Below are 24493 nucleotides of genomic sequence, written 5' to 3' on the forward strand. Positions count from 1 at the left end.
GCTGCGTGCCCCCTCAAACGGGCGGGGACCGGCGGGGCTGCCGACGCGTAGAATGAAGTGAAGGCATAATTCAGGTGAGTAAACCATGCTGAGCGGGTGGCCCACGCCGCCCCGAAGCGGCACATAGGAGGCAAAAATGGCAATTGCAACCCCGGACGTCTACCGCGACATGCTGGACAAGGCCAAGGAGGGTGGCTTCGCTTACCCAGCGATTAACTGCACCTCCTCCGAGACCATCAACGCAGCCCTGAAGGGCTTTGCGGACGCCGAGTCTGACGGCATCATCCAGTTCTCCATCGGTGGCGCAGAGTTCGGTTCCGGCCTGAATGTGAAGAACATGGTGGCGGGCGCCGAAGCGCTCGCGGCATTCACCCACGAGGCTGCGAAGCACTATGGCGTGAACGTCGCGCTGCACACCGACCACTGCCAGAAGGAGAAGCTGGATACCTTCGTCCTGCCGCTGCTGGAGATCTCCCGCAAGCGCGTCGAGGCTGGCGAGAACCCGCTGTTCCAGTCCCACATGTGGGACGGCTCCGCCACCCCGATCGATGAAAACCTGCAGATCGCCAGGGACCTGCTCGACAAGTCCGTCGCCGCAAACATCATCCTCGAGGTCGAGATCGGCGTCGTCGGTGGCGAGGAAGACGGCGTCTCCGCCGACCCGAACGCAAACCTCTACACCACCGAAGAGGACTTCGAGAAGACCATCGACGTCCTCGGCCTGGGGGAGAAGGGCCGCTACCTGCTTGCCGCAACCTTCGGCAACGTCCACGGCATCTACAAGCCGGGCAACGTGAAGCTGCGCCCAGAGGTCCTGGACATGGGCCAGAAGGTCGCGGAGAAGAAGCTGGGCCTGGCTGAGGGCACCAACCCATTCGACTTCGTCTTCCACGGCGGCTCCGGCTCCGAGAAGGAGAAGATCGAGGAGTCCCTGCGCTACGGCGTCATCAAGATGAACATCGACACCGACACGCAGTACTCCTTCACCAACCCGGTTGCCCGCCACATGTTTGAAAACTACGACGGCGTGTTCAAGATCGACGGCGAGGTCGGTAACAAGAAGGTCTTCGACCCGCGCTCCTACCTGCGCAAGGCCGAGCAGGCGATGTCCGAGCGCATCGTCGAGGCCTGCCAGGACCTGCGCTCTGCAGGCAACACGCTGGGCAAGTAAAACCCGCTTCAGCTGGTGCGGGCAGTGAATGCTCCCGCGCCGAAGCAATAACTGATCAGGAGGAAGAACCAATGGCTGAACAACTGCGTACCGGTCGTGATCTCTTCGGTGCCGAGCACCCTGAGGTTCGCCTGCCGGAGGAACTGACCAGCGCCGTCACCGCCGATGACGCGGGCGCGGACCTGGAATCGCTGGCGAAGATCGCGAAGGCCAACCCGAAGGACTCCGGTGCGTGGGCCGCGCTGGCCTTCCGCCTGATCGAGGCCGACGAGCCGGTCACCGCCTACGCCTGCGCCCGCACCGGCTACCACCGGGGCCTGGATGCGCTGCGCGGCAACGGCTGGCGGGGCACCGGCCCAGTGCCGTGGGATCACGTCCCCAACCAGGGCGTTCTCCGCGCGATCGGCGCGCTCGCCGTCGCTGCGAAGCGCATCAACGAGGACGACGAGGTCATCCGCTGCCTCAACCTGCTCAACGACTGCGATCCCGCGGCCGTGCCGGCGATGAACCTCGAGGACGTCGACAAGCTGTAAAGGCGGGCCCTAGCTCTCAGCCCTTCGTGCCCAGGGCCACAGGCGGACGTGGCACACTGAAGGGCATGAGCACGCATCGGCCGAAAGATATCCCGCTGGGGGAGGACCTGGGCGAAATCCTCGATAAAGAGGAGGCCAAGTCCCGCCCCGCACGGGCCCGGCTGCGTGCCCTGATCCGCCGCCGGCCGGGCATCGCGGCCGCCGCGCGCAGCATCCGAGACATTGCACCGAAGCAGCGCCTAGCGCGCGTGCAGGTCTCCATCATCTTCGCCTTCCAGTGCGCGCTCGCCGCCGCGCTGGCGTACTTCATCGCGATCGAGCTTTTCGATCACCACAACCCGTTCTTCGCGCCGATGGCGGGCATCATCACCCTGGGGGTCAGCGGGGGCAAGCGCCTGCGTCGCGCCTTCGAGCTGGTGCTGGGGGTCAGCCTCGGCGTGGGCATCGGCGACCTCGTGATCCGAGAAATCGGTGCTGGTTATTGGCAGATCGCCGTGGTCGTCTTCACCGGCATCGTCATCGCCAGCTTCGTGGACCGTAGCCCGATGGTCGCGATGCAGGCGGCGAACACCGGGGTGCTGATCGCCACCTTGTTGCCGCCCGGCTCCGGTGGGTCCACCGACCGCATGGTCGACGCCCTGATCGGCGGCGTGATCGGCATGCTCGTCATGGCTATCGTGCCCCGCTCTCCGCTGCGTGCCGCCCGCCGTGACCTGTCCTCTCTGATCTCCAAGTCCGCGCTCGTGCTCGACGAGGTCGCGGCAGCCATGGAGCTCGGCGACGGCGACGCGCTGGCGGAGGCACTAGACACCGCACGCGGCACCCAGTCCACGGTGAGCTCCCTGATGGCGGAGTCCAAGGGCGGCGACGAGATCGTCACCATTTCCCCGCTCTACTGGTCCGCTCGGCGCCACTCCCGCTCCATGCAGCGAGCACTCTTGCCGGTGGATAACCTGGTCCGCAACATACGGGTGCTCGCCCGCCGGGCGGAGATCATGGTGGAGGACGGCGAGCCCGTATCGGAGGAACTCGTGGAGGTCGTCCGTGACCTCTCCGACGCACTCGGCCACCTGGGCGCGCTGTACACGATGGGCGGCACCCGTGGCAGCCGCCAGGAGCTGGTCGAGATCCCGGAGGTGATCCGTGCGCTGCAGAAGCTCGCTTCGGAGGCCAAGCCGGAGATCATTCCAAACCAGGGGCTCTCAGGCCTGGTGATCGTGGCGCAGGTGCGCTCCGCGATCGTCGATGCGCTGATGGTCTGCGGCTACTCCCGCCCCTCCGCGATGGCCTCCCTGGCGCCTACGGTGAAAAATCCGTGGCACCCGCCGGAGGTCTGGGGCGAGGACCCGGATTTCGACGAGGATTAATCCCGACCACTACTAGCGGCGGATGAACTGCCCGTCCCGCAGGTGCCGGTAGAAGGTGACAGCCTTCAGCGGCCGCGGGTGCGTGACCGTATCGCGGGTGACCGTCATCTCCCGGGCGCCGGCCTGCAGCGCCCGGCCCTTCAAGATCGTGGGCTCGGCCGGCGGCCGGAAGCCCGCTGTAAACCTCGCCCACCAGCCACCCGTGCGGGCCTTTTCCAGGCGCTTGACCTGCTCCGGGCTCGGCAGCTGCACTGCCGCGATCCCCGGCGCGGACGGGGTCGGCACCAGTCGCACCCCGTGGGTGAAGTCCCCGCGTGCCCCGCGGTCGTGGTGGTAAAGCGTGTCGGAGTCCACGATGACCTCCCCAAAAAGCTCCCCGCCCTCCGGCCCTGTCAGCTCCGCGCTGCCCAGCACCACGATGGAGTGGTCGTCGCGAATGACGGGCGTGGGGACCGGCGGGGCGGTGAGCGCGAACTCCAGTGCTGCGTCCGGTTCCTCGGGTAGTCCCCAGCTGTGAGCGATGGCGCTCTCCCCGCCGGTGGGGACGAAGGCGAGCTGGGCCCACAGCGCGTCGATGCGCATGAGTTTGGAAGCCACGGCGGCCACGGTGGCGTCCTCACCGATAACGACTACCCGCACCGGCTCGCTGGTGACGTGCGGGGCGGGCTGCGGCTCGCCCTGGTGCGGCACGTCCGGCTGGGCGGCGATCTCGTCGAGCGTGGGGGTGGGCTCGGTGATCAGCTCAGGCAGCGGGTTGAGCACCTTCAGCTCGTGGCGGGTCGGGACCGTGGAGACCTCGTGAAACTCCAGCTTTTCTGAGCCCTCGCCGACGACAGCGCGGACGTCCTGCTCTGTGAAATTGGATTCTGGGGTGAGCAACACGACTATCATGGCGTTTAGCTTAACCCGGGTGGCAGGCCCCGCGAGAGTAAGCCAAACGCGTTGACAGCTGCCCGCGAAAACCCGTACGAGAAGAAAGGTGATTTATTCACGTGGATAGCTTCACACCCTTCGACGTCGTGATGGATATCGGCTGGATTTCGGTGCTGCTCATCGTGGGCAACCTGATGCGGCGCTTCATCCCCTGGTTCCAGAAACTCCTGATCCCTGCGCCGATCACCGCGGGCCTGCTGGGCCTGCTGCTGGGGCCCAACGCGCTGGGTCTGATCCAGTTCAGCGAGCACTTCGGGGATTATGCAACGATCCTCATCGCCGTCGTCTTCGGTGCGCTGCCGTTCACGATGAATTTCGACGCCAAGGTGCGCCAGGGTGCGCGCACGATGTGGTCCTACTCGGTGGGCATGTACCTCGCCCAGTGGGGCTTCTTCGCGCTGTTGGGCGTGATCTTGTTCGCCCCGTTGTTTGGGACGCCAGACTGGTTCGGCATCATGCTCCCCGTCGGCTTTGTCGGTGGTTTCGGTGTCGCGGCCGCGGTCGGTGGTGCGCTGGACTCCGCGGGCATGACTGAGGCCACGAGCCTGGGGTTCACCGCTGCTGCGGTGGGCATGTTCTCCGCGATCATTGGTGGTGTGATCTTCGCCCGCTGGGGCTCGAAGAAGGGCTACACCAACGAGCTGCCGCACTTCGATAAGCTCCCGGAGGACATGCGCACCGGTATCATCTCCCTGCCAGGGCAGGGGGCCAGCGTTGGTCGTGCGACCACCAGCCCGTCCTCGATCGAGCCGATCGCGCTGCACATCGCCGTACTGACCCTCGTGCTGTTCTTGGGCAACATCCTGACCGACTGGGTCAACAACACCTTCCCGGGCCTGAGCTTCCCGCTGTTCGCGATGGCCTTCCTGGTGGGCCTGGCTGTGGTGGGTCTGCTGCACCTGCTCAAGGCGCCGCACTACATCGACAACAAGCTGATGGGCTCGGTGTCCGGCGCGTCCACGGACTTCCTGGTCGCCGTGGGCATCGCCTCGATCATCCCGGCCGTGGTCGCGAGCTACATGGTGCCGCTGATCATCCTGTTCGTCCTGGGCCTGGCCTTCTGCCTCTTTATGTTCTTCTACGTCGGCCCGCGCACCTTCGATCACGGCTGGTTCGAGCGCTCGGTGTTCACCTGGGGCTGGGCTACCGCCTCGGTGGCAACGGGTATCGCCGTGCTGAAGATCGTGGACCCGGAGATGCGCTCCGGCACCCTGGAGGAGTACGCGATGGCCTATGTGGGCTTCGCGCCCTTCGAGATCGCGGCGGCCATCCTGGCCCCGATTGCGATCATCGCTGGCATGGTCTGGCTCTTCGGTGGCGTGGCGGCGATCGCCGGGCTCGTCCTGCTGATCCCGCCGATGATCGCGCTGAAGAAGAGCCGCGCTGCGACCTCGTAGTATGATGTGTGAGTTGGACTACCCCCAATAAGCGAGGACAAGAGAAGTCAAATGGCAGCAATCATCGTTGTCGGTGCCCAGTGGGGCGATGAGGGCAAGGGTAAGGCGACGGACATCCTGGGTGGCCGGGTCGATTACGTCGTCAAGCCCAACGGCGGTAACAACGCTGGCCACACCGTCGTCGTGGGAGGGGAGAAGTACGAGCTGAAGCTCCTGCCAGCCGGCATCCTCTCCGACAATGCGACCTCCATCATTGGCAATGGCTGCGTGGTGAACCTGGAGGCCCTGTTCGAGGAGATCGACGGCCTGGAGGCCCGCGGTGCGGACACCTCCCACCTGCGCGTCTCCGCCAACGCTCAGCTCGTCGCCCCGTACCACGTGGCGATCGACCGCGTCTCCGAGCGCTTCCTCGGCAAGCGGGCCATCGGCACCACCGGCCGCGGCATCGGCCCGACCTACCAGGACAAGGTTGGCCGCATCGGCATCCGCGCCCAGGATCTGCTGGACGAGTCCATCCTGCGCCAGAAGATCGAATCCGCGCTGGATAAGAAGAACCAGATGCTGGTGAAGATGTACAACCGCCGCGCGATCGAGCCGGAGGAGGTCGTGCAGTACTTCCTGTCCTACGCGGACCGCCTGGCCCCGATGCTCATCGATTCCTCGAAGGTCCTCAACGAGGCCCTGGACCGGGGCGAGCGCGTGCTGATGGAGGGCGGCCAGGCCACCATGCTGGACGTGGACCACGGCACCTACCCGTTCGTCACCTCCTCGAACCCGACCACCGGTGGCGCTTGCGTGGGCTCGGGCGTGGGCCCGACCCGCATCACCAGCTCCCTGGGCATCATCAAGGCCTACACCACCCGCGTTGGTGCCGGCCCGTTCCCGACGGAGCTCTTCGACAAGTGGGGCGAGTACCTGCAGACCACCGGTGGCGAGGTCGGCGTGAACACCGGCCGCCCGCGCCGCTGCGGTTGGTACGACTCCGTCATCGCGCGCTACGCCTCCCGCGTCAACGGCTTCACGGACTACTTCCTGACGAAGTTGGACGTCCTCACCGGTATCGGTGAGATCCCGATCTGCGTGGCCTACGACGTCGACGGCGTGCGCCACGACGAGATGCCGATGACCCAGACCGAGTTCCACCACGCCACCCCGATCTACGAGACGATGCCAGCGTGGGACGAGGACATCACCGGCTGCCGCACCTTCGAGGAGCTGCCGGAGAAGGCTCAGGACTACGTCAAGCGCCTGGAGGAGCTCTCCGGCTGCCGCATGTCCTACATCGGCGTGGGCCCGGGTCGCGATCAGACTATCGTGATCAATGACATCCTCAAGGATTAGCGGGGCCCACGAGCCGGGCGAGGGGGCCGGCAGCGCGCCGGAGGGCATGCCGGGGCAGGCGCCCGCGGCCGAGCGCGGCGAGCCGGACAGCGTGCCCAGTCGGGAAACCGACTGGGTCTTCGCCGCCTCCAATGGCTTCGCCCACCGGGTGGGGGATCTCTCGGAGCTACATCAGCTGCTGACGGCCGCGCTCCAGGCGCCCCCAGCGGCCGGCCTGGAGTGGATCCAGGTGCAGCACGCGGTGGAAACCCACGTCTATGTGGCCTTTGATGTAGCGGACGGTTCTGATGCCTCCGCCGATGGCGCCGCCGATTCCGCGGACCCCGTCGCGGCCGATAGCGCCGCCACGGAACCCGCCACAGACACCGATTCCGCACAGCAAAAATGGCGGGCCAGTGCCGATGAATCGACACGACCCGCCATGGGTAAGGCCGCCGGCGCGGCGCTGACCCCGGATGAGGCCGCGCAGCTCGCCCGGCGGCTGTTCTAACTAGTACTTCCGCAAGTGAGGCTGGACGTTCTTGAAGCTTAAAGCGGACTGAGGGCGGCGGTCCGTCCCACTGTCGCGTTTTCACGGTGACCGGTGGGGAGATCTGGGCACCAGGATTAGCAACCCGCACCCTGGCATTCGTTCTTGAGCTTGCCTGTAAAGGTGCAACTGCTTCTAATCCGATTCCGCACCACGCTCCTGGCAACGTTAGGCTACGTCGACGTGGGCATGGGCGGAAAGCTTCTTCTACCCCTGCCCGTGGCGGCCAGGTCCCTCGTCTCGTCACCAGATGACTGGGGACGGCCTTGCTTCTCCCCGATTATTCCGATTGATCTTTATCGCTATTCATCAATGTGACACAAGCCAAGGCAATTCGAATGCTGCTTTTGAAATAGGAGCTAAGGGGGATTAGTAAGCTGGCGTGCAAGATAAAGGCCACCGCGGACCATCCGCAGCGGCCCTATTGAGGAAGCTATTTCTTCAGTGCAGCCAGGTAGTCGGCGAGCAGCTGCCCGGCGGTCGCGAGATTCTCCAGGAACCACTGCGGGTCCTCCGCGCTCTCGCTGTAGCTCACCAGGTACTCGATGTGGTCCTGATTCGGCGTGTAGTTCACGCCGAATCCCTCGGCGACGCTCGGTGCGAAGGCATAGCGAATCAGCTGATCCGCCGAACCCACCGACGTCGTGGAGAGGAAGTCTCGCAGCGCGAGCGCTACCCCCTCGTCCTTGAGCAGGGAGATGCCGTCCGTGCCCTCCTCGGACTTCCGGGCGGTGAAGTTCAGCGCCCACAGGTGGCGGTCGATACCCGCGCCCGCCTTGCAGCTCTTCACCCACCCCCGGTGGGCGGCCAGCACCGCGTCCAGCTTCTCGCGGAGCTCCGCATTCTCCGCAGCGGCCTCCGCGTCCTCGGTCTTGATGAGGGCCTTGGCGAAGGCCACGGCCTCCGGGGTGGCGGCGCGCAGGCACTCCGTGCGCCCGGCCTTGTACTCCCGCATGTCCACGGCCTCGTACACCCCGCGGATGCGACCAAAGGTCAGCTCCTGAGCCAAGGTGAGGATCAGCTGGCCCATCGCATCGGCGCTGAACTTGAAGGGAATCTCATCCTGCGGCAGGCGAGGGGCATCCACAATGCGCAGCTCCGGCTCCGCACCAACACTCGCTCCACCCGAGGTGCCCACGCTCGCCAGCTCTTCCGGCACCCGAACCCAGGTCAGCTCCTCGGGGCGGGCCAGCGCCGGCGAACCCGGAGCCTCGTCCTTGACCTTGACCTCCTGGATGCGCCGCAGCGCCGTGACCAGGGTCGCGCCGTCCACCGTGGAGTGCTCCACGTGCATCGCCTGGAAGTTCTGCACGGTGCTGATCACGTAGGTGATCGGCTTGTAAACCCAGGCCAGCCCGGTGCTAAACGCAGCGCGGCGCAGCAGCTCCTCCTCAGAGCCACGGGTCGAGTCGAGGGTGACGTTGAAAAGCTGGTCGCGCAGCTGGTCGTAGGTCTCGGCGTTATCTCGGTCGCGGATCATCTCGTTGAAGGGTTCCGCCAGTAGGCCCGAGCCCAGGTAGCTCATGTCCGCAAAACCCGTGCGCGCGGCGAGCGCCGCGTCGCTGCCCTCCTCGGCCTCCGGGGCAGGGGCATCGACGATCTTGCCAAGCGCGGCGCGGATCGTGGAGATGGACAGGGCATGCCCGCTGCCGTCGGAGATGGGGACATTCCACATGCGTCCCTCATGCAGCACGCCGATCCGGCGGCTGCGCGCCCCCTTCGTGCAGCGCAGGATCTCGTCGCGATCCACATTCGGGTGGCGCAGGCCACCGTTGAAGCAACGCCACTGCGTGGAGCTCAGCGGGTTATCGAGGAAGTCGCGCTCCTCCGGCATCTGCCCGCGCGCCTGCATCAGGTGCACCTCCGCAATGCGGCGGATGACGCGAGCCACCCGATCCAAACCCTCGCCGGCGACGTCGATGCGTGCCTGGAAACCGACGTTCGTGGTCACCGGGAGGGAGGTGCGGACGTCGAGGTAGTCATCCAGCCACTGCTCGGCCAGCCAGCTGGAGTTCTCGGCCTCCTGCTCTTCGGCGAACTCCCGCAGCTGAGCCTGCAGGCGCGGCCCCTCCTGCTGCTTGAAATCGGCGATGGCCTCGTCGGTGTGAACCAGCTGATCGTTGCTGGCCACGGCGCTGACCACATGGCGCAACCGACCCAGGGTGTCCTCCAGCTCCGGCAGCGGCAGAGGCTTCAAGATTGCAGCATTGGATACCGGGTTATTCGTCATGAATTTAATCCTAATGGCTGTGGATATGCGCGTGCCCCGAATCCCTGCTGTTTGGGTCCGCGGTCACAGCCGCGATGGCGGTGGTCAGCGGAATCGCCAGCAGCAACGCGATCGCACCCGTGACGGAGCGCAGCAGCTCGGTGGCCATCACGTCCGAGGTGAGCACCTGCTCGATCGGCCGACCGGAGATGCTCAGCAGCAGCATCATTGGGATCGCCACACCCGCGTACCCCAGCACCAGGGTGTAGACCATCGAGGCGATGTGGTCCTCACCGACCCGCATGGCGTTGCGGAAGAGCTGCCAGGCCGAGGCATCCGGCTCGGCCCGCTTGAGCTCCGTGATCGTGGAAGCCTGCGCGATCGTGGCGTCGTTGAGTACGCCCAGCGCGCCGATGATCATCCCGGCCAGCATCAGCCCGGTGATGTCCAGCTCCGGCAGGTAGAGCAGGATCTGCAGATTCGATTCATCCCCCAATCCTCGCAGGGAGGTGGAGTCGATGGCCAACCCCGATAGCGCCGTGGCGATGGCCACCGCCACCAGGGAGCCACCCATCGCGGCCGCGGATTTCCAGTTCACCCCGTGAACCAAGAAGACGACAAGGAGGATGACGGTCGCCGCCGTCGTCACCGCCAACCACAGCGGGGAGCCACCCCGCAGCAACGCGGGCAGCAGGAAGGCGAGGATCATCACCATCGTGATCGCCAGCCCCACGAGGGCCCGAAGCCCGCGCCAGCGGCCGACCGCGATGATCAGCACGATCGTGGCCAGCACCCACGCCCACAGCGGGCCCGTGCGGTCGTAGTCCTGGAAGGCGTAGGTGCCGTGGCTGTGGATTAGCTTGATGCTATCGCCCTCATGCAGCTCCGGTTCGCCGGGCATGTGGCGGGACTCCAGTGCGGTGTATTTGCCCTCGTCGGCGCCGTCGGTAAGCCGGACGATGACCTGCGTGCAGTGCTTCTCCGCGAAGGTGTTCTTATCCTCCGGGATCGCCTCGCTGGTCACGCCGATCTCGGTGGCCCCGCACTTCGCGGCGCGGGTGAAGAAAACCTCGCCGCTGGTCAGCGGCCCGGCGTAGCCGGAGTTCTGGTACGCCGGGGTGACCTTGGGTTCCTCGCTGCTGTGCGGCCACTGCACGACGAGGGCGGCGAGGGTGGCGATGGCGAATACCGCCAGGCCGATGGCCAGCACCCACTGGGGTGTGCTCCACCGCTGCGTCGTTTTCTTATGGTGCTTGGCCACGGGGTATCCCTCGCTAAAATAGGCGCGCGGGCGATCGCGTGCGCGCCGGGTAAATAAAAAGTATTCCCATTAACTTTGGTGTACCTTACCCGGCGGTCGTGGCGATCGGTAGCGTGAAAGGTTGTGAGCACACCTTCCTTGACGGTCGTTGCCGACGTGGACACCGGCATCGACGATGCCCTGGCCCTGGTCTACCTCTACCGGCTGCATCTGGCCGGCTGGATCGACCTATCGGTGACCACCAGTGCCGGCAACTGCACTGCCGATGACGCCGCCCGTAATTCTGCGGAAGTCTTCCGGGTCGCCGCCCAGCAGTGGGGACCTTTTTTATTAGGACGTCACCGCGCCCAACGCGGTGGTGGTTCGGATACTTCAATCCCGAAGATCACGATCGGGGCTGCGCACCCGCGGGTGCTGCCTTTGGTGACGACGCCGGAGACCCATGGGCCGCGGGGGCTGGGCTACTGGCTGGGAGAGTCCGGCGACGCCCGGCGGGTGCAGGCGGAGGGATCGCTAGGGCAGGCTGAAGCGCCCCTCACGCCGGGCGGTAGCACACCGGATGGCACCGCGGTCGCGGCGGTGGCCCACTGGGCGGATGCGCAGCCCACCCACCTGCTGGTGTGTGGGCCTGCGACGAACCTGGCCTGGGCGGTGGAGCACGCCCCGGAGGTGCTGCGGGGATGCCAGGTGGTCATCATGGGCGGGGCATTTGGGTATCCCGGCAATACCACCCCGGTCGCGGAGTGGAACGCGTGGGTGGACCCGCACGCGCTGAAGTATTCCCTGCAGCACTGGCCCGAGGGCGCACCCCTGCCCGTGATCGCCCCGCTGAACATGACTGAGCAGGTGTTGCTCTCCCCGGAGCGGCTCCGCGACTGGGTTGGCGGGCTCGATGGCGCCCAAGCAGATGGCCATCGAGGCGACCAGGAGGGCGCGCAGGCGGAGTCGCAGCTCGGCCAGTTGCTGACCGCCGCGGTTGAGTTCTATTTCGAGTTCCACGAGCAGGTCGGGGTCGGCTACCAGGCACAGATCCACGACCTTGCAGCCGCGATGGTGCTGCTGGAGGACGTGGGCTTCGAGGCAACTGAGTTCCACGTGGACGTGGAGGCCGACTCCGAACTCACCCGGGGTGCGACCCTCGCCTTCGACCCAAACCCGCCCTTCGGCCAGCAGCTCACCCCGAATGCGCGGGTGCTGGGACGCCTGGACGCGGGCGGGGTGCTGGAACGCTTCGGTGAGCTGCTGGCCGGCGAGCTCTGAGGCTTCACCGGCGGCGTGTCCGGGGCTCTTGTTAGACTTTGCACCGCGAAGTATCAGGTCGCTTGTAGCCAAGGGCAACGCGCCAAGACGCAATAACGCGGGTTCAACGGCGAGGGCGTGGCTGAGAAATGACAAGGACGAGAAACAATACGGTGAGGAGCAGCCCCTTAATGCGAGTAGGCCACAAGATTGCAGGAATGCTGGGAGGCCTTGGACTACTCAGCGCCCTGGTCGCCCCGGCGGCGACCGCGGAGACACAGCAACTTTCCTGGGGCGATTGCCCTGCGGACGTCTTCGTCACGAAGCGGGCGAAGTGCGCGGAGTTCCAGGTGCCGATGGACTACTCGCAGCCCGATGGGCAGAAGATCACGCTCACGATGAGCAAGATCCCGGCGACCGGCGCCAAGCGCGGCGTCATCGCTGGTAACCCAGGCGGCCCGGGCGGCAGCGCGCTGGAGATGTTCGCGGACAACGGTGCCCCAGACAAGCTCAATAGGCAGCGGGTCAAGATCCCCGCCGACGTGCAGAAGCACTATGACCTCATCGCGGTCCAGCCCCGCGGCCTCGCCCACGGGGAGGCGCTGAATTGTAGCTACGGGCACCTCGCCAGCGGTGTGATCCCGACGATGGCCGCCGGGCTCTTCCGCGACCTGTGCAACCTCGAGCAGCCCGGCTACTCCCAGCAGGTCACCACCGCAAACACCGCCCGCGACCTCGACCGAGCCCGCCAGCTGCTGGGGGAGGAGCGCCTCAACCTCTACGGCGTCTCCTACGGTGGGGTCCTCATGGGCACCTACGCCACGATGTTCCCGCAGCACACCGGCAAGGCGCTGATCGATAGCTCCGCGAGCCCGGAGAGCCTTTGGTTCAAGACCGGCCGCGACCGCGAGTCCTGGCGCCGCGACGGGCTGCACGATGTCTTCCAGTGGATCGCCGACCGAGACGATGAGTACCACCTGGGCACCACGCCGCTGCAGGTCTACCAGCGCTGGTCAGCCGTCATTGATAAGGAAAGCGGGGCGCCCGCGCAGGTCACGCCGCCACCGGCCGAGATCGGAGACCTGCCAGCGGGGTTGAAGGAGCACGCCAACATCGCGCTGCCCGCCGCGAACCAGGCGCTGCCGCCCGCGTGGCGACTCGGCTCGGCCATGGTCACGCTAGCCAAGGGCAAGCAGCAGGCCACGCTGACCTCCCCGCTGTTCACCTTCACCTACTTCGGGGCGCTGTATAACCCGGAGATGCGCCCGAAGCTCGCCGAGTACATCCGCACGGGCAAGCCGCCGAAGATGGCGAGCCAGGAACTGGGGCCGAACGGTCGGCCTATCAACCCCGTGACTGGCAAGGAGCTCTCCGAGGAAGAGACGATGGGCCTGCTGGAGCAGATGACCTCCCTGGGCTCCGTGGAACGTTCAATCGTCTGCAACGACAACGCCACGCCGACCAAGCCCGAGATGCTGCCGCAGCTGTTCATCGATGAGCTCACCGGCGGCGACTCGATCTCCGCGATCGAGGGCAACCTCGGCTCGGGGCGCGTCTGCGCGGGCTGGCCGCTGCCGCACCCGGGAGCACCAATCAACGGCGAGAAGCTGGAGACCAAGCCCCTGCACGTGGGATTCAAAAATGATTCGGCGGTCACCGGCGACGCCATCTGGAAGATGCAGAAGGCCCTGGGTGGCGAGGCCGTGCAGGTGCCGGGCCACGCCCACGGCGTGATGCTCGTTGCGCCGGAGAAGGTCGCCGATAAGGTCAGCGCCTACTTCAACGGCTAGCCACACGCTCTAGGGCATGGCTTTCGGCCCCGCGCCGCAGGAAGTTTCTCCTGCAGCGCGGGGCCGAATGCTTAACCCAGCGCGGGGTCTAGAGCGTGGGTTTTAGAGGGTGGCGCGCGCCTTCTTCGCGGCGTCGACCAGCACCTCGAGGCTGGCGGTGGTCTCCTCCCAGCCACGGGTCTTCAGGCCACAGTCCGGGTTGACCCACAGCAGCTCTGGGGCGACGTTAGCCAGCGCATCGGCCAGCAGCTGGTCTACCTCCTCCTGCTTCGGGACACGCGGGGAGTGGATGTCCCACACGCCCGGGCCGACACCCAGGTCGTAGCCCGCCTCGTGCAGAGCGGCGAGTACCTGCATGCCGTTGCGGGCAGCCTCAATGGAGGTGACATCCGCGTCGAGGTCGCCGACCGTGCCGATGAGCTCGTTGAACTCGGAGTAGCACATGTGGGTGTGGATCTGAGTCTTCGGAGCCACGCCGGAGGTAGCCAGGCGGAAGGAGCCCACGGCCCACTTCAGGTACGCCGGCTGCTCAGCCTCGCGCAGCGGCAGCAGCTCGCGGATGGCCGGCTCGTCGACCTGGACAACCTTCGCACCGGCGGAGACGAGGTCGTCGATCTCGTCGCGCAGTGCCAGGGCAACCTGGTCGGCGGTCTCGCCCAGCGGCTGGTCGTCGCGGACGAAGGACCACGCGAGCATCGTCACCGGACCGGTGAGCATGCCCTTGACCGGCTTGTCGGTCAGCTTCTGGGCCTCCTCGAACCAGGAGACGGTCATCGGCTCCGGACGACGGACGTCGCCGAACAGGATTGGCGGACGGACACAGCGGGAACCGTAGGACTGCACCCACGCGTGCTCGGTGGAGTGGTAGCCCTCCAGCTGCTCGGAGAAGTACTGCACCATGTCGTTGCGCTCCGGCTCACCGTGGACGAGGACGTCTAGGTCCAGCTTCTCCTGGCGCTCGATGACGTCCGCGATCTCGTCGCGCATCGCCTGGGTGTACTGCTCCTCGGTGATCTCGCCCTTGCGCAGTTTCGCGCGCGCCTGGCGGATCTGGGTGGTCTGCGGGAAGGAGCCGATCGTGGTGGTCGGCAGCGGCGGGAGGTTCAGCTCCTCCTGCTGAGCCTTGCGGCGCTCCTCGATGTCACCGCGGTGGCGGTTCTCCTCGGTGATCTTGGCGGTGCGCTCGCGGACCTCGTCGTTGTGGGTCAGCTTGGAAGTCGCGCGGGACTGAACGGCCTCGCGGGCCTCGGCCAGCGCCTTCTCGTCGGCCTCGGTGCCCTCGCCGCGCAGGACGCGGGAGAGCAGGGCAACCTCGCGGATCTTCTCCTCGCCGAATGCCAGCCAGCTGCGCAGCTCGTCGCCCAGGGTGGTCTCGCGGGCCAGGGTGTACGGCACGTGCAGCAGGGACGCGGAGGTGGAGACGGCGACCGGGCCGCGCTCGGCCAGTGCCTTCAGGGTCTCCAGGGCGGCGTCCAGGTCGGTGCGCCAGATGTTGCGGCCATCGACGACGCCGGCGACCAGCAGCTCCTCGCCGGTCCAGCTCGGCAGCTCCTTGCCACCAGCGACGAGGTCGGCTCCGAAGGCGTCGATGCCCAGGCCGCTGAGGGTCTTGATGGCCTGGTCGGCGTCGCCGTAGTACGTCTGGACCAGCAGCTTCAGGCCGGCGTCGTGGGCGACCTTGGTGAGCTTCTTGTAGCCAGCCTTGACGCGGGAGAGGGTGGCCGGGTCGACGTCGGTGACCAGGGAAGGCTCGTCGAGCTGCAGCCAGGTGACCCCCCGGTTAGCGATGCGCGGCAGCAGGCGGCCGTAGGTCTCGAAGAGGGACTCCAGGTGCTCCAGTGGGTTGGAGCCGTCGGTGGAGCGGGCCAGCGCCAGGTAGGTGAACGGGCCGACGAGGACCGGGCGGACCTTGTCGCCGTGGCGGTTGACCTGGTCGCGGATGTCGTCGAGCCAGGCGCTGTCCTCGAGGCGGAACTCCTGGTCAGCGGACAGCTCCGGGACGATGTAGTGGTAGTTGGTGTCGAACCACTTGGTCATCGCGGAGGCCGGCAGCTCGGCGGTGCCACGGGCGGCGGCGAAGAGGCGGTCGATGAACTGCGGCAGGCCATCGTTCTCGTGGTCGCTGATCTCGGCGACGCGCTCCGGCAGTGCGCCGAGGATCGCGGAGGTGTCGAGGATGGCGTCGTAGTAGGAGCGACCCTGGAAGGGAGCGGAGTCGAGGCCCTCGTTGACCAGGCCGTCGGTGTAGTCGTTGACCAGGCGGGTGGCGGTGCCGGCGAGGTCGCGGCCGGTGGCGGAGTCGCGCCAGTAGGCCTCGAGCGCCTTCTTGAGCTCGCGATCAGGTCCGATGCGTGGGACCCCGGCGGTGGTTGCGTGGAAAGTCATGTTTTCCTTCTTCGTGGTTGGTGTTGGTGACTCACACAGCGGTCGTGCCCAACCCGAAGGCGCAAGAAAGCATGAAACCCCGGGTGATATGCCCTAGCAGCTGTGGCGGTGGTGGCCCACAGAGTGGTGGCTAGGCAGATATCTCAGGCAAAACCAACGGTTCCTACCGACCGTGTCCGGGGCTCCAGGGGTCGGCAGGTGCTCGCGGCGAACCGTTGTGCGTTGAGTGATATGAAACACTAGACAACTTGGTCTGTCAACTGCTGTGTAAGAAACAGTGCTCGACCAGTCAGGTTGAACGCGGCATTCACCCCGCCCGGCCGCCCGGCAAGCCCGGCGTGATCATTTGACGACACTTAAGTCCATCGACAACGATGTTGGGCAACTTTCTACGTTTCCCGCGCCGAGGTGACATAGGCTTTTCGGGGATCACTTCAACCCTATTTGGAATAGCTATGTCACGCATGCAAAAAAGCCTCCTTGGCCTGGCGGTTCTCATCATCGCCGCGACGTGGTTGACCCTCGTCATCTCCCAGCCCACGGACTCGAACTGGGAGTCGCTGGCTGACTCCCGCAGCTCCACGATCGCGCTCGTGGGATTCCTCGTCCCAGCGATCCTCGCCCTGATCGCAGTCGTGCCGCAGCTGCCGGTGCGCACCCTCTCGCTGATCCCAGTCGCTCTGGCGCTGAACATCATCACCGGCCAGGTCATCGGCACCATGGGTCTGCCGCTGCCGCTGTACATGGACTCCATCGGCACCGTGTTGGTCGGCGCGCTCGCCGGCCCCTGGGCGGGCCTGGTCACCGGTGTGCTGAGCTCCCTGGTGTGGGGCACCTTCAACCCGACCGTCGTGCCCTTTGCGGCGGCCTATGCCTTCGTCGGAGTGGCCTCCGGTCTGCTGCGCAAGCTCTTCGTCGGCGCGTGGTGGCGCGTGGGCGGGGCAGGCCTCGTGGTCGGTTTCATCACGGCTTTGCTCTCCGCGCCGGTGGCCTCCTTCATCTTCGGTGGCACCGCGGGTACCGGAACGGGCCTGCTGGTTACGGCCTACCGCAGCTTGGGCTTCGACCAGCTGACTGCCGTATTCCTGCAGTCCTGGACCTCCGATCCGATCGATAAGCCCATCGTCTTCACCATCGTGTGGCTGGTGCTGCGCTGGCTGCCGAAGCGCACCCGCCTGACCTTCAGCCCCGAAAGCAAGTGAGAAAACTTCACCCCTATACGCCGCTAACCGCCGCCATCTGCGCGGTGGTCGTGGTGTTGCTGGCCCACAAGCTGCTTGTCTCGGTCACCGCGTTGGTTCTTGCCACCCTGCTCGCGGTGTTCTCTCGGCCCGCTCGTGGCCCGCTGTTCGCGGCGGTGCTGCTGGCGGTCCCGACTACCGTGGGCCTGTTTTTGATGCATGCCCCGTTTGGTCAGCACTCGGTCTTCGGCCCGCTGACCTCCGACGGCATGCAGCTTGCGGGCTTGCTTTCCCTGCGCCTCTTTGGAGCCGCGGCGATTGGCCTGACCCTCGGTTCCTTCGTGGACGGGGACCGGTTGATGCGGGCGATGCAGGAGCAGTTCCCCGCCAAAATCGTCTACGTCGTGGGCTCCACCATCCGGCTGTACCCGATGGCCCGTGCCCGGGTGGAGACCCTGAATCAGATGTTTACCGTCCGGGGGGTTAACACCGCCGGGGTGCGCGGGAAGCTGAATTTCGTGATGCCCCTGATCGTGGGGCTGGTGGACGACGCCGCACAGCGCGCCCGGCCCCTGCAGCGCACCGGGATCGGGGAACCCGGCCCGCGCACCGTGCTCAACCCCGTGGCTAACCCGGCCGGTCAGCGCGCCCTGCGCTGGGTGTTGATCGCCGCCACCTGCGTGGCCATCGTGTGGATTGGAGTGAGCTAACGCCATGCCAGTGACCCGCTTTATCTGGGGCGATGGACTCTCGGATCACGCCTGGCAGACCGCGGAGGCCACTGGGGCCGCGTGGGTGGGGAACAACGCTTCCGCCCACATCTCGCTGCTGCGCGCCACGGTGGCCGAGGAGTTGGCCTTCGGCATGGAGCAGCAGGGCGTGCCACGGGAGCAGATGCGCCCCCGCGTGGATCAGGCCCTGCAGACCTGGGGCCTGCAGCACGTCGCGGCGCAGGACCCGATGCGGCTGTCCACCGGGCAGACCCGCCGCATGGCGATCGCCCAGGCGCTGCTGACCCGCCCCGGCGCCCTGGTTCTCGACTGCCCGTTGGATGGGCTGGATACGGCCGCGGTCAACCAGCTCGCCGAGGTGCTGGACGCCTATCCCGGCGAGGTCACCGTCTACGATCGCCGCCCGTCCGCGGTCTCGGAGGCTGCCACCCAGCAGTTCCAGCTCTCCGACGGCGAGCTGCGTCAGCGGCCGATTCCGGAGTTCGACCTGCCGAGTTTTCCGCCCCGTACCAGCGACGACGAGGTCAGTGGTCACGCCAGTGACGAGGACGTCGCCACGCAGCGGATCGCGCTGTCCGCCCGGGACGTCCGGGTCCGTGGCCTGGGGCCGTTTACGGTGGACGCTCCGGCAGGCCAGGTCACCCACATCGCCGGGCCCAATGGCTGCGGCAAGACCTCCCTGATGCTGGCGGCACTTGGCCTGGTGGACTACGAGGGCAACATCACGGCCGGCCGCTGCGGCTGGGCGCCCACCGCGCTGGACCAGTCCTTCCTCTACCGTCGCGTGATCGACGAGGTCGCCGGCGACCGGGAGGCGCTGGAAATCTTCGGCCTGGAGAAATGGGCCGAGGAGCACCCCCTGGACGTTCCCACCTCCGACCGCCGGTTGGTGCTGGTGGCTGCGACGATGGCCGGCCAGCCGGACGTCCTGCTGCTCGACGAGCCCACGGTGGGCCTGGACGTGGAGGGCCACCGCAAGCTGTTGGAGGGCATCGACGCCTTCGTGCGCCTGGATCGGAAGCCCGCGGTGCTGTGGACCTGCCACGACCAGCGGGTGGCGGACGCGGTGAGCGACCGCTCGATCGTCATCGCGCAGGACTAAAGCGCCGGCGCCACGGCTCCTGGGAGGGAACGCGACTAATTGATGACCTCGACGGCGTCCTCGTTGACCTGAACGTCGCGGGCCAGGGCCATCGGGTCGCGGGAGGGGCCCTCCACCACATCGCCGGTGGCGGTGTCGAAGACCGAGCCGTGCTTCGGGCAGATCGCGACGGTCATGCCGTCCTGCTCGGCGATCTCGTCGATGCGGCCGCGGGCGTGGGGGCACTCGGTGGAGTAGGCCATGAACTTATCCTTCTCCGGCTGCGCGATGATCCAGTTATCGATGATCTTTGCCCCGCCGACCGGGATATCCGCCTTCGCGGCCTTCGCTACGGTTTCCTCGCCCGCGCAGGCCGCGAGCAGCGCGCCCGCGGCCGTGGCCGCCGTGGCCAGCGCCGCACCGCGCAGCAGGCTGCGGCGGGAACAGGAGAACTGGCCGGCGCCGGAGGCTGAATCGGGGGTGGGCTGGGGGTTGGAAAACTGCGAGCTCATGGCTCCATTATGGGCACCTCAGAACGCCAAAGCCACTTGTGCACGGTGCCCGGGTCTGGGGTTGCGTCTGCGCAGTTCTTAAGCCCCGGGATCGCTACCCGGGTGCCTGAGGATCACGAAAGCGGATTAGACGCGCCCGCGTTGCCAGCTAGAATTGCGCTTCATGTACACCCCACAAGCGATCGGCACCCCCAATAGTGACTGCGCGACAGTCGTCATGATCCTGGGAGCCGGGGAGCTCGGCCGCGAGCTGACCATCGCCCTCCAGCGGTTCGGCGTGGAGGTGCACGCCGTGGACCGCTACCAGGGCGCGCCCGCACACAACGTGGCCAATCACGCGCACGTCATGGATCTCATGGACGGCGACGCGCTGTGCGAACTCATCACCGAGGTCCGCCCGCACATCGTGGTCCCGGAAATCGAGGCGCTGGCGGTGGACGTCCTCGCCGAGCTGGAAGCCGAGGGGACCGTCACCGTCGCCCCGACGGCGCGAGCCGCGCAGCTGACGATGGACCGCGAGAAGATCCGCACGATGGTCAGCGAGGAGCTGGGTATCCCCACGGGCGTGCACCGCTTCGCAGCCACCCCGGAGGAGCTGCACGCCGCGGCCGAGGAGATTGGTTTCCCGTGCGTGGTCAAGCCAGTCGTGTCCTCCGCGGGGCGCGGCCAGAGCTACGTGGCCAGCGCGGACGAGCTCGACGCCGCCTGGGACTTCGCGCTCTCTGACGTGCGCGTGAACTGCGAGAAGGTCATCGTCGAGCAGTTCGTCCCTTTCGACTACGAGATCACCCTGCTCACGGTGCGCAGCATCGACCCGGTTAGCGGCCAGCCCGCCACGTGGTTCTGCGAGCCCATCGGCCACCGCCAGGACCTCGGCAAGTACGTGGAGTCCTGGCAGCCGGCGACGATGGGGGATTCCGCGCTGGATAATGCCCGCTCGGTGGCGGCACGCGTGACCAACGCCCTGGGCGGCCGGGGAGTGTTCGGCGTGGAGCTGTTCATCAAGGGTGATGATGTGTACTTCTCCGAGGTCTCCCCGCGGCCGCACGACACGGGCATGGTGACCATCGGCACGCAGCGCTGCAGCGAGTTCGAGCTGCACGCCCGCGCCGTGCTGGGCCTGCCGATCGACACCACGCTGATCTCTCCGGGAGCCTCCGCCGTGATCCTCTGCGAGGACCTGCCGGAAGGTGCTGCGGTGGAGTATCACGGCCTGGCCGAGGCGCTCGCCGTCCCGGAGACGAAGGTCCGCCTCTTCGGAAAGCCGGTCGGCTACAGCCGACGCCGCATGGGCGTGGCCGTCTCCACCGCGGAGACGATCGAGGACGCCCGCGACCGCGCCGCCGATGCCGCCGGGGCCATCAAAATGCGGGCAGCGGAGGCCACCCACGAGGACCGCGCGACTGCCGAGGACGCCAGCAACTCGACCGAGGATGAGGCCGACCTGCCGACGGGCGAGCAGCCCGCGGTGGACTAGCCCGGCACCGTTGGTGCAGCTCCCGGCGGTTTAGGGCGTCCCCGCTGGTGGGGCTACACTTTGAGGCATGGCTGTTAGCGCGACCGACCTCAAAGAATCCCGCATCCTGCTGTACTACTGGTTCACGCCCATCGCGGACCCCACGGCGATCATGCTGTGGCAGAAGCAGCTCTGCGAAAACCTCGGCCTGACCGGGCGCATCCTCATCTCCGAACACGGCATCAACGGCACCGTGGGCGGCTCCCTGCACGCCTGCAAGCAGTACGCGCGCCGCACCCGCGAATACCCCGGCTTCAAGGGCATGGAGTTCAAGTGGTCGCAGGGCGGGGCCGAGGACTTCCCGCGCCTGTCCGTCAAGGTGCGCGAAGAGATCGTCGCCTTCGGCGCGCCGGGCGAGCTGAAGGTGGATGAGAACGGCGTCATCGGGGGAGGGACCCACCTGAAGCCGGAAGAGGTCAACAAGCTGGTCGAGGAGCGCGGCGACGACGTCGTCTTCTTCGACGGACGCAACGCGATGGAGGCCGAAATCGGCCGGTTCAAGAACGCCGTCGTCCCTGACGTGGAGACCACCCACGACTTCATCAAGGAACTGGAGAGCGGCAAGTACGACTGGATGAAGGACAAGCCGGTCGTTAGCTACTGCACGGGCGGGATCCGGTGCGAGGTCCTCAGCGCGCTGATGAAGAACCGCGGCTTCGAGGAGGTTTATCAGATCGACGGCGGCATCGTCCGCTACGGCGAGAAGTACGGGGATAAGGGCCTCTGGGAGGGCTCACTGTACGTCTTCGACAAGCGCATGCACATGGAGTTCTCCGAGGATGCGAAGCAGCTCGGCTTCTGCAAGAACTGCGGGGCGGCGACGAATACCTTCCACAATTGCGAGAACTCCGAGTGCCGCGAACAGATCCTGCTGTGCGAGGACTGCGCGGCCGACCCGGCGGTGACCTGCGGGGAGTGCTAGCCGCCGGCTAGTCGAGCTCGAGCTGCATCTCCACGTGATCGATGCCCTCGACGTCGAAGGGCTCGCCCACGGTGGCGAAACCGTAGCCCTCGTAGAAGGGCACAGAGTGGCTCTGTGCTTCGATCTTCACGACCGCCTTCTGGGTCGTGGGGTCCAGGGCTGCCGCGCGCTCGCGGACGACCTCCAGGGAGCGTGCGACAAGGTTGTGCGCGATCCCGTAGCCGCGCAGGTCCGGGTGGACGCAGAGGCGGCCGATGTGCTGCTCTTCCGGTGGTCCGAAGACGCGCACGGTGCCCGCGAGCCGCATGGGGGAGCCGGGGTCGGCGGTGCCCCACGGGTAGTCCGGGCCGCTGCCGGGGTGGACGTAGGCCAGCAGGTGGTGGGTCTCCGGTAGGGCGTCCTGGTCGTCGATCTCCGGGAATGCGGCGCGCTGTTCGTTAACGAAGACGTCCACCCGCAGCTTGTAGAGGGCGTGGACCTGGTACGCAGGCATGGACAGCAGGGTTCGTCCGGTGATGTAGACCTTTGGGCCTTCTTCTACGGCGTCGTTTTCCAGAGTCATGAATCGCATGTTACCTAAGCCACAAGGGCTCTGAAGGGGAAAGGAAAGCCCCACGCAAAACGGGGGTAGAGCTGTGCCTTTGCAGTAGAAATGTTAGTTTTTGCTAAATACTGGGCCTGGGCTCTCCCCGTGTGCGTGGGGGTGCGGTCGGTGCGGCCTTTGCTGCCGCTCCGACTAGGGGGATGCTTACTCCCCGGTGTACTTGGAGTGGTGGTGCATCTCGTTCCACTCGCGGACCTTCTTGCGCTCGCGGCCCTCGGCCTCGCCGAGTTCGCGCTCGTGCTTATCCAGGGCGTACCAGCCCTCCCAGTCGGTCCAGGAGATGTTCTTGGAGCGCAGCAGCTCCTCAACACTCTCCAGCTCCGGCTTGGCCGGCTGGAAGCCGATGCCCTTTGCGATGTCGGTCAGGAGGTTATCGACGGCCTCGTTGGCGTCACCCTTGGTGTTACCGATCAGGCCGACGGGGCCGCGGCGGATCCAGCCGGTGGCGTACACGCCCGGCAGGGTCTCGCGCTTCTCCGCCTCCGGGTCAGCGCTGCCCGGCACGCCCGCGATGCCGTCCGCGGTGGGGCCTTCGGCGAGGACGCGGCCGCCGACGTTCGGCAGGACGTTCTCCTTCTCGTCCCACGGCAGGTCGGCCTGCTGGTCGGACTTGTAGCCGACGGTGCGGTAGACCGCGCTGACCGGCCACTCGCGGGTCTCGCCGGTGGTGGAGACGGAGCCGTCGCCGTTGAGCTTCGTGCGCTCGGTGACCAGGGCGGTGACATTGCCCTCAGCGTCCGTCTTGATCTCCTTCGGAGACTCGAAGAAGTGGATGTAGACGCGGTGCGGCTCCTCGCCCGGGTCGGCGATGGCGTACTGCTCCAGCAGGGAGCAGACCATGTCGGTGATCTTGGAGCCGCGGCGGGCCTCCTCGGAGGCGGCGTCGTACTGGATGTCCTCCGGGTCGACGATGACCTGGATGTTGTCGGAGTAGCTGAGCTCCTTCAGCTCCAGTGGGGTGAACTTCGCCTGGGCGGGGCCGCGACGGCCGAAGAGGTGGACCTCCTTGGCCTTGTTCTTCTTCAGGGACTCGTAGACGTTGTCCGGGATTTCGGTGGTGAGCAGCTCGTCGCCGGTCTTCGCGATGACGCGCGCGACGTCGAGGCCGACGTTGCCCACGCCGATGACGGCGACGGACTCGGCGTCCAGGTTCCAGTCCTCGGAGAACTTCGGGTTGGCGTCGTAGAAGCCGACGAACTCAGCGCCACCGTGGGAGGCTTCTGCGCCCGGCAGGTTGAGGTCGCGGTCCTTGGTCGCGCCGGTGGCGTAGATGACGGAGTCGTAGTGCTGCTTGAGTTCCTCGAGGGTGACATCCTCGCCGATGTTGACGTTGCCGAACAGGCGGATCTGCGGCTGGTCGAGGACGCGGTGCAGGGAGCGGATAATGCCCTTGATACGGGGGTGGTCGGGTGCGACGCCGTAGCGGATGAGCCCGAATGGGGCTGGCATGCGCTCGAAGATGTCCACGCTCACGCCGTCGAAGGCGACGTCTCCGCTAGCCTCCGGGATGGTGGCCTTGGCGAGGGCGTTGGATGCATAAATGCCGGCTGGGCCGGATCCGATGACCGCGATGCGGAGCGGACGAGTGGTCTTTGCTGCGTCTGACACTTTTATTCAGGGTCCAATCGTTGGTTCTAAGTGCATATTCTTCACCCACCAAGCTAATCCCACCGTGAGGGGATTGCGAGATTCTGGGGGGTGGATCACAACAGAGTGTAGACAGCATTGTCTAGTTAACGCAATTGGCTTTGCTGAAATTGCTTGCAACCTGGCGCCTCGGCGGTTTAGTGT

General features: G+C 66.4%; 20 protein-coding genes. 13 read left to right on the forward strand and 7 right to left on the reverse strand.

Annotation, left to right across the window (positions count from 1 at the left end; translation table 11 throughout):
- Nucleotides 1–136 precede the first annotated feature (136 nt).
- The 3 genes from fbaA to Q1V78_RS05045 all read left to right on the forward strand — a co-directional run bounded on the left by fbaA (nucleotide 137) and on the right by Q1V78_RS05045 (nucleotide 3071).
- Nucleotides 137–1171: a class II fructose-bisphosphate aldolase gene (fbaA, locus tag Q1V78_RS05035; RefSeq protein WP_300612305.1), complete on the forward strand. Its 1035-nt coding sequence runs from the start codon at nucleotides 137–139 to the stop codon at nucleotides 1169–1171.
- 71 nt (nucleotides 1172–1242) lie between these two features.
- A complete protein-coding gene (locus Q1V78_RS05040; protein WP_300612307.1) occupies nucleotides 1243–1704 on the forward strand; it encodes a DUF3151 domain-containing protein in 462 nt (153 codons plus the stop codon).
- Nucleotides 1705–1769: 65 nt separating this feature from the next.
- Entirely contained in the window at nucleotides 1770–3071 is a 1302-nt protein-coding gene (locus Q1V78_RS05045) for an aromatic acid exporter family protein (RefSeq protein ID WP_300612309.1), read from the forward strand.
- Nucleotides 3072–3083: 12 nt separating this feature from the next.
- Here Q1V78_RS05045 and Q1V78_RS05050 read toward each other — a convergent pair whose 3' ends face one another.
- Complete coding sequence (locus tag Q1V78_RS05050) at nucleotides 3084–3962, reverse strand: diacylglycerol kinase family protein (RefSeq protein ID WP_300612311.1); 879 nt, start codon at nucleotides 3960–3962, stop codon at nucleotides 3084–3086.
- 101 nt (nucleotides 3963–4063) lie between these two features.
- Between Q1V78_RS05050 and Q1V78_RS05055 the strand changes: the two genes are divergently transcribed.
- Genes Q1V78_RS05055 through Q1V78_RS05065 form a run of 3 tightly spaced genes read left to right on the forward strand, consistent with a single transcriptional unit; the run spans nucleotide 4064 to nucleotide 7232 of the window.
- Nucleotides 4064–5401: a sodium/glutamate symporter gene (locus Q1V78_RS05055; RefSeq protein WP_300612313.1), complete on the forward strand. Its 1338-nt coding sequence runs from the start codon at nucleotides 4064–4066 to the stop codon at nucleotides 5399–5401.
- A gap of 51 nt (nucleotides 5402–5452) precedes the next feature.
- On the forward strand, nucleotides 5453–6742 hold the full coding sequence (locus Q1V78_RS05060; protein WP_300612315.1) for an adenylosuccinate synthase: 1290 nt from the start codon (nucleotides 5453–5455) through the stop codon (nucleotides 6740–6742).
- Nucleotides 6723–7232: a hypothetical protein gene (locus tag Q1V78_RS05065; RefSeq protein ID WP_300612317.1), complete on the forward strand. Its 510-nt coding sequence runs from the start codon at nucleotides 6723–6725 to the stop codon at nucleotides 7230–7232. Before Q1V78_RS05060 ends, Q1V78_RS05065 begins: the two co-directional genes overlap by 20 nt.
- Before the next feature lie 472 nt (nucleotides 7233–7704).
- Here Q1V78_RS05065 and Q1V78_RS05070 read toward each other — a convergent pair whose 3' ends face one another.
- Nucleotides 7705–9501 carry a choline/carnitine O-acyltransferase gene (locus Q1V78_RS05070; protein WP_300612319.1) on the reverse strand — a complete coding sequence of 599 codons (1797 nt, stop codon included), beginning with the start codon at nucleotides 9499–9501 and terminating at the stop codon, nucleotides 7705–7707.
- Between the two features lie 10 nt (nucleotides 9502–9511).
- Nucleotides 9512–10741, reverse strand: coding sequence for a YibE/F family protein (locus Q1V78_RS05075; protein WP_300612321.1), 1230 nt, complete (start codon nucleotides 10739–10741; stop codon nucleotides 9512–9514).
- 123 nt (nucleotides 10742–10864) lie between these two features.
- On the opposite strand from Q1V78_RS05075, the gene Q1V78_RS05080 reads away from it, so the two are divergent.
- Both Q1V78_RS05080 and Q1V78_RS05085 read left to right on the forward strand, forming a co-directional pair.
- On the forward strand, nucleotides 10865–12001 hold the full coding sequence (locus Q1V78_RS05080) for a nucleoside hydrolase (protein WP_300612323.1): 1137 nt from the start codon (nucleotides 10865–10867) through the stop codon (nucleotides 11999–12001).
- Between the two features lie 197 nt (nucleotides 12002–12198).
- The gene (locus Q1V78_RS05085) at nucleotides 12199–13770 is read left to right on the forward strand and encodes an alpha/beta fold hydrolase (protein WP_300612325.1); all 1572 of its coding nucleotides are present in this window, start codon (nucleotides 12199–12201) and stop codon (nucleotides 13768–13770) included.
- Nucleotides 13771–13872: 102 nt separating this feature from the next.
- Here the strand turns inward: Q1V78_RS05085 and metE are convergent, their stop codons facing one another.
- Nucleotides 13873–16155, reverse strand: a complete 2283-nt coding sequence (gene metE / locus Q1V78_RS05090; RefSeq protein ID WP_300612327.1) for a 5-methyltetrahydropteroyltriglutamate--homocysteine S-methyltransferase — start codon at nucleotides 16153–16155, stop codon at nucleotides 13873–13875.
- Nucleotides 16156–16610: 455 nt separating this feature from the next.
- On the opposite strand from metE, the gene Q1V78_RS05095 reads away from it, so the two are divergent.
- From Q1V78_RS05095 to Q1V78_RS05105, 3 genes are read left to right on the forward strand one after another with little or no spacing between them, the layout of a single operon-like run.
- Nucleotides 16611–17357, forward strand: a complete 747-nt coding sequence (locus Q1V78_RS05095; RefSeq protein ID WP_300612329.1) for an ECF transporter S component — start codon at nucleotides 16611–16613, stop codon at nucleotides 17355–17357.
- Nucleotides 17354–18046 (forward strand): energy-coupling factor transporter transmembrane protein EcfT, encoded by a 693-nt coding sequence (locus tag Q1V78_RS05100; RefSeq protein ID WP_300612331.1) that lies wholly within the window; start codon nucleotides 17354–17356, stop codon nucleotides 18044–18046. The genes Q1V78_RS05095 and Q1V78_RS05100 overlap by 4 nt, the downstream gene beginning before the upstream one ends.
- A 4-nt stretch (nucleotides 18047–18050) precedes the next feature.
- Nucleotides 18051–19169, forward strand: coding sequence for an ATP-binding cassette domain-containing protein (locus Q1V78_RS05105; protein WP_300612333.1), 1119 nt, complete (start codon nucleotides 18051–18053; stop codon nucleotides 19167–19169).
- 35 nt (nucleotides 19170–19204) lie between these two features.
- On the opposite strand, the gene Q1V78_RS05110 is transcribed toward Q1V78_RS05105, so the two are convergent.
- Entirely contained in the window at nucleotides 19205–19660 is a 456-nt protein-coding gene (locus Q1V78_RS05110) for a Rieske (2Fe-2S) protein (protein WP_300612335.1), read from the reverse strand.
- Nucleotides 19661–19823: 163 nt separating this feature from the next.
- On the opposite strand from Q1V78_RS05110, the gene purT reads away from it, so the two are divergent.
- Together purT and Q1V78_RS05120 are read left to right on the forward strand one after the other, a co-directional pair.
- Entirely contained in the window at nucleotides 19824–21137 is a 1314-nt protein-coding gene (gene purT, locus Q1V78_RS05115; protein ID WP_300612337.1) for a formate-dependent phosphoribosylglycinamide formyltransferase, read from the forward strand.
- A 67-nt stretch (nucleotides 21138–21204) separates the two neighbouring features.
- Complete coding sequence (locus Q1V78_RS05120; RefSeq protein WP_300612339.1) at nucleotides 21205–22098, forward strand: rhodanese-related sulfurtransferase; 894 nt, start codon at nucleotides 21205–21207, stop codon at nucleotides 22096–22098.
- 7 nt (nucleotides 22099–22105) lie between these two features.
- Here the strand turns inward: Q1V78_RS05120 and Q1V78_RS05125 are convergent, their stop codons facing one another.
- Together Q1V78_RS05125 and Q1V78_RS05130 are read right to left on the reverse strand one after the other, a co-directional pair.
- On the reverse strand, nucleotides 22106–22669 hold the full coding sequence (locus Q1V78_RS05125; protein WP_300612341.1) for a GNAT family N-acetyltransferase: 564 nt from the start codon (nucleotides 22667–22669) through the stop codon (nucleotides 22106–22108).
- Nucleotides 22670–22846: 177 nt separating this feature from the next.
- Nucleotides 22847–24310 carry an FAD-dependent oxidoreductase gene (locus tag Q1V78_RS05130; protein ID WP_300612343.1) on the reverse strand — a complete coding sequence of 488 codons (1464 nt, stop codon included), beginning with the start codon at nucleotides 24308–24310 and terminating at the stop codon, nucleotides 22847–22849.
- Nucleotides 24311–24493 lie beyond the last annotated feature (183 nt).

Origin of the sequence: Corynebacterium sp. (assembly GCF_030152825.1) — a bacterium.
GTDB lineage: Bacteria > Actinomycetota > Actinomycetes > Mycobacteriales > Mycobacteriaceae > Corynebacterium.

Coding starts and splice junctions, on each gene's coding strand:
- fbaA (WP_300612305.1), top strand. CDS start 137: ATGGCAATTGCAACCCCGGACGTCTACCGCGACATGCTGGACAAGGCC.
- Q1V78_RS05040 (WP_300612307.1), top strand. CDS start 1,243: ATGGCTGAACAACTGCGTACCGGTCGTGATCTCTTCGGTGCCGAGCAC.
- Q1V78_RS05045 (WP_300612309.1), top strand. CDS start 1,770: ATGAGCACGCATCGGCCGAAAGATATCCCGCTGGGGGAGGACCTGGGC.
- Q1V78_RS05050 (WP_300612311.1), bottom strand. CDS start 3,962: ATGATAGTCGTGTTGCTCACCCCAGAATCCAATTTCACAGAGCAGGAC.
- Q1V78_RS05060 (WP_300612315.1), top strand. CDS start 5,453: ATGGCAGCAATCATCGTTGTCGGTGCCCAGTGGGGCGATGAGGGCAAG.
- Q1V78_RS05065 (WP_300612317.1), top strand. CDS start 6,723: ATGACATCCTCAAGGATTAGCGGGGCCCACGAGCCGGGCGAGGGGGCC.
- Q1V78_RS05070 (WP_300612319.1), bottom strand. CDS start 9,501: ATGACGAATAACCCGGTATCCAATGCTGCAATCTTGAAGCCTCTGCCG.
- Q1V78_RS05085 (WP_300612325.1), top strand. CDS start 12,199: ATGCTGGGAGGCCTTGGACTACTCAGCGCCCTGGTCGCCCCGGCGGCG.
- metE (WP_300612327.1), bottom strand. CDS start 16,155: ATGACTTTCCACGCAACCACCGCCGGGGTCCCACGCATCGGACCTGAT.
- Q1V78_RS05095 (WP_300612329.1), top strand. CDS start 16,611: ATGTCACGCATGCAAAAAAGCCTCCTTGGCCTGGCGGTTCTCATCATC.
- Q1V78_RS05105 (WP_300612333.1), top strand. CDS start 18,051: ATGCCAGTGACCCGCTTTATCTGGGGCGATGGACTCTCGGATCACGCC.
- Q1V78_RS05110 (WP_300612335.1), bottom strand. CDS start 19,660: ATGAGCTCGCAGTTTTCCAACCCCCAGCCCACCCCCGATTCAGCCTCC.
- purT (WP_300612337.1), top strand. CDS start 19,824: ATGTACACCCCACAAGCGATCGGCACCCCCAATAGTGACTGCGCGACA.
- Q1V78_RS05120 (WP_300612339.1), top strand. CDS start 21,205: ATGGCTGTTAGCGCGACCGACCTCAAAGAATCCCGCATCCTGCTGTAC.
- Q1V78_RS05125 (WP_300612341.1), bottom strand. CDS start 22,669: ATGCGATTCATGACTCTGGAAAACGACGCCGTAGAAGAAGGCCCAAAG.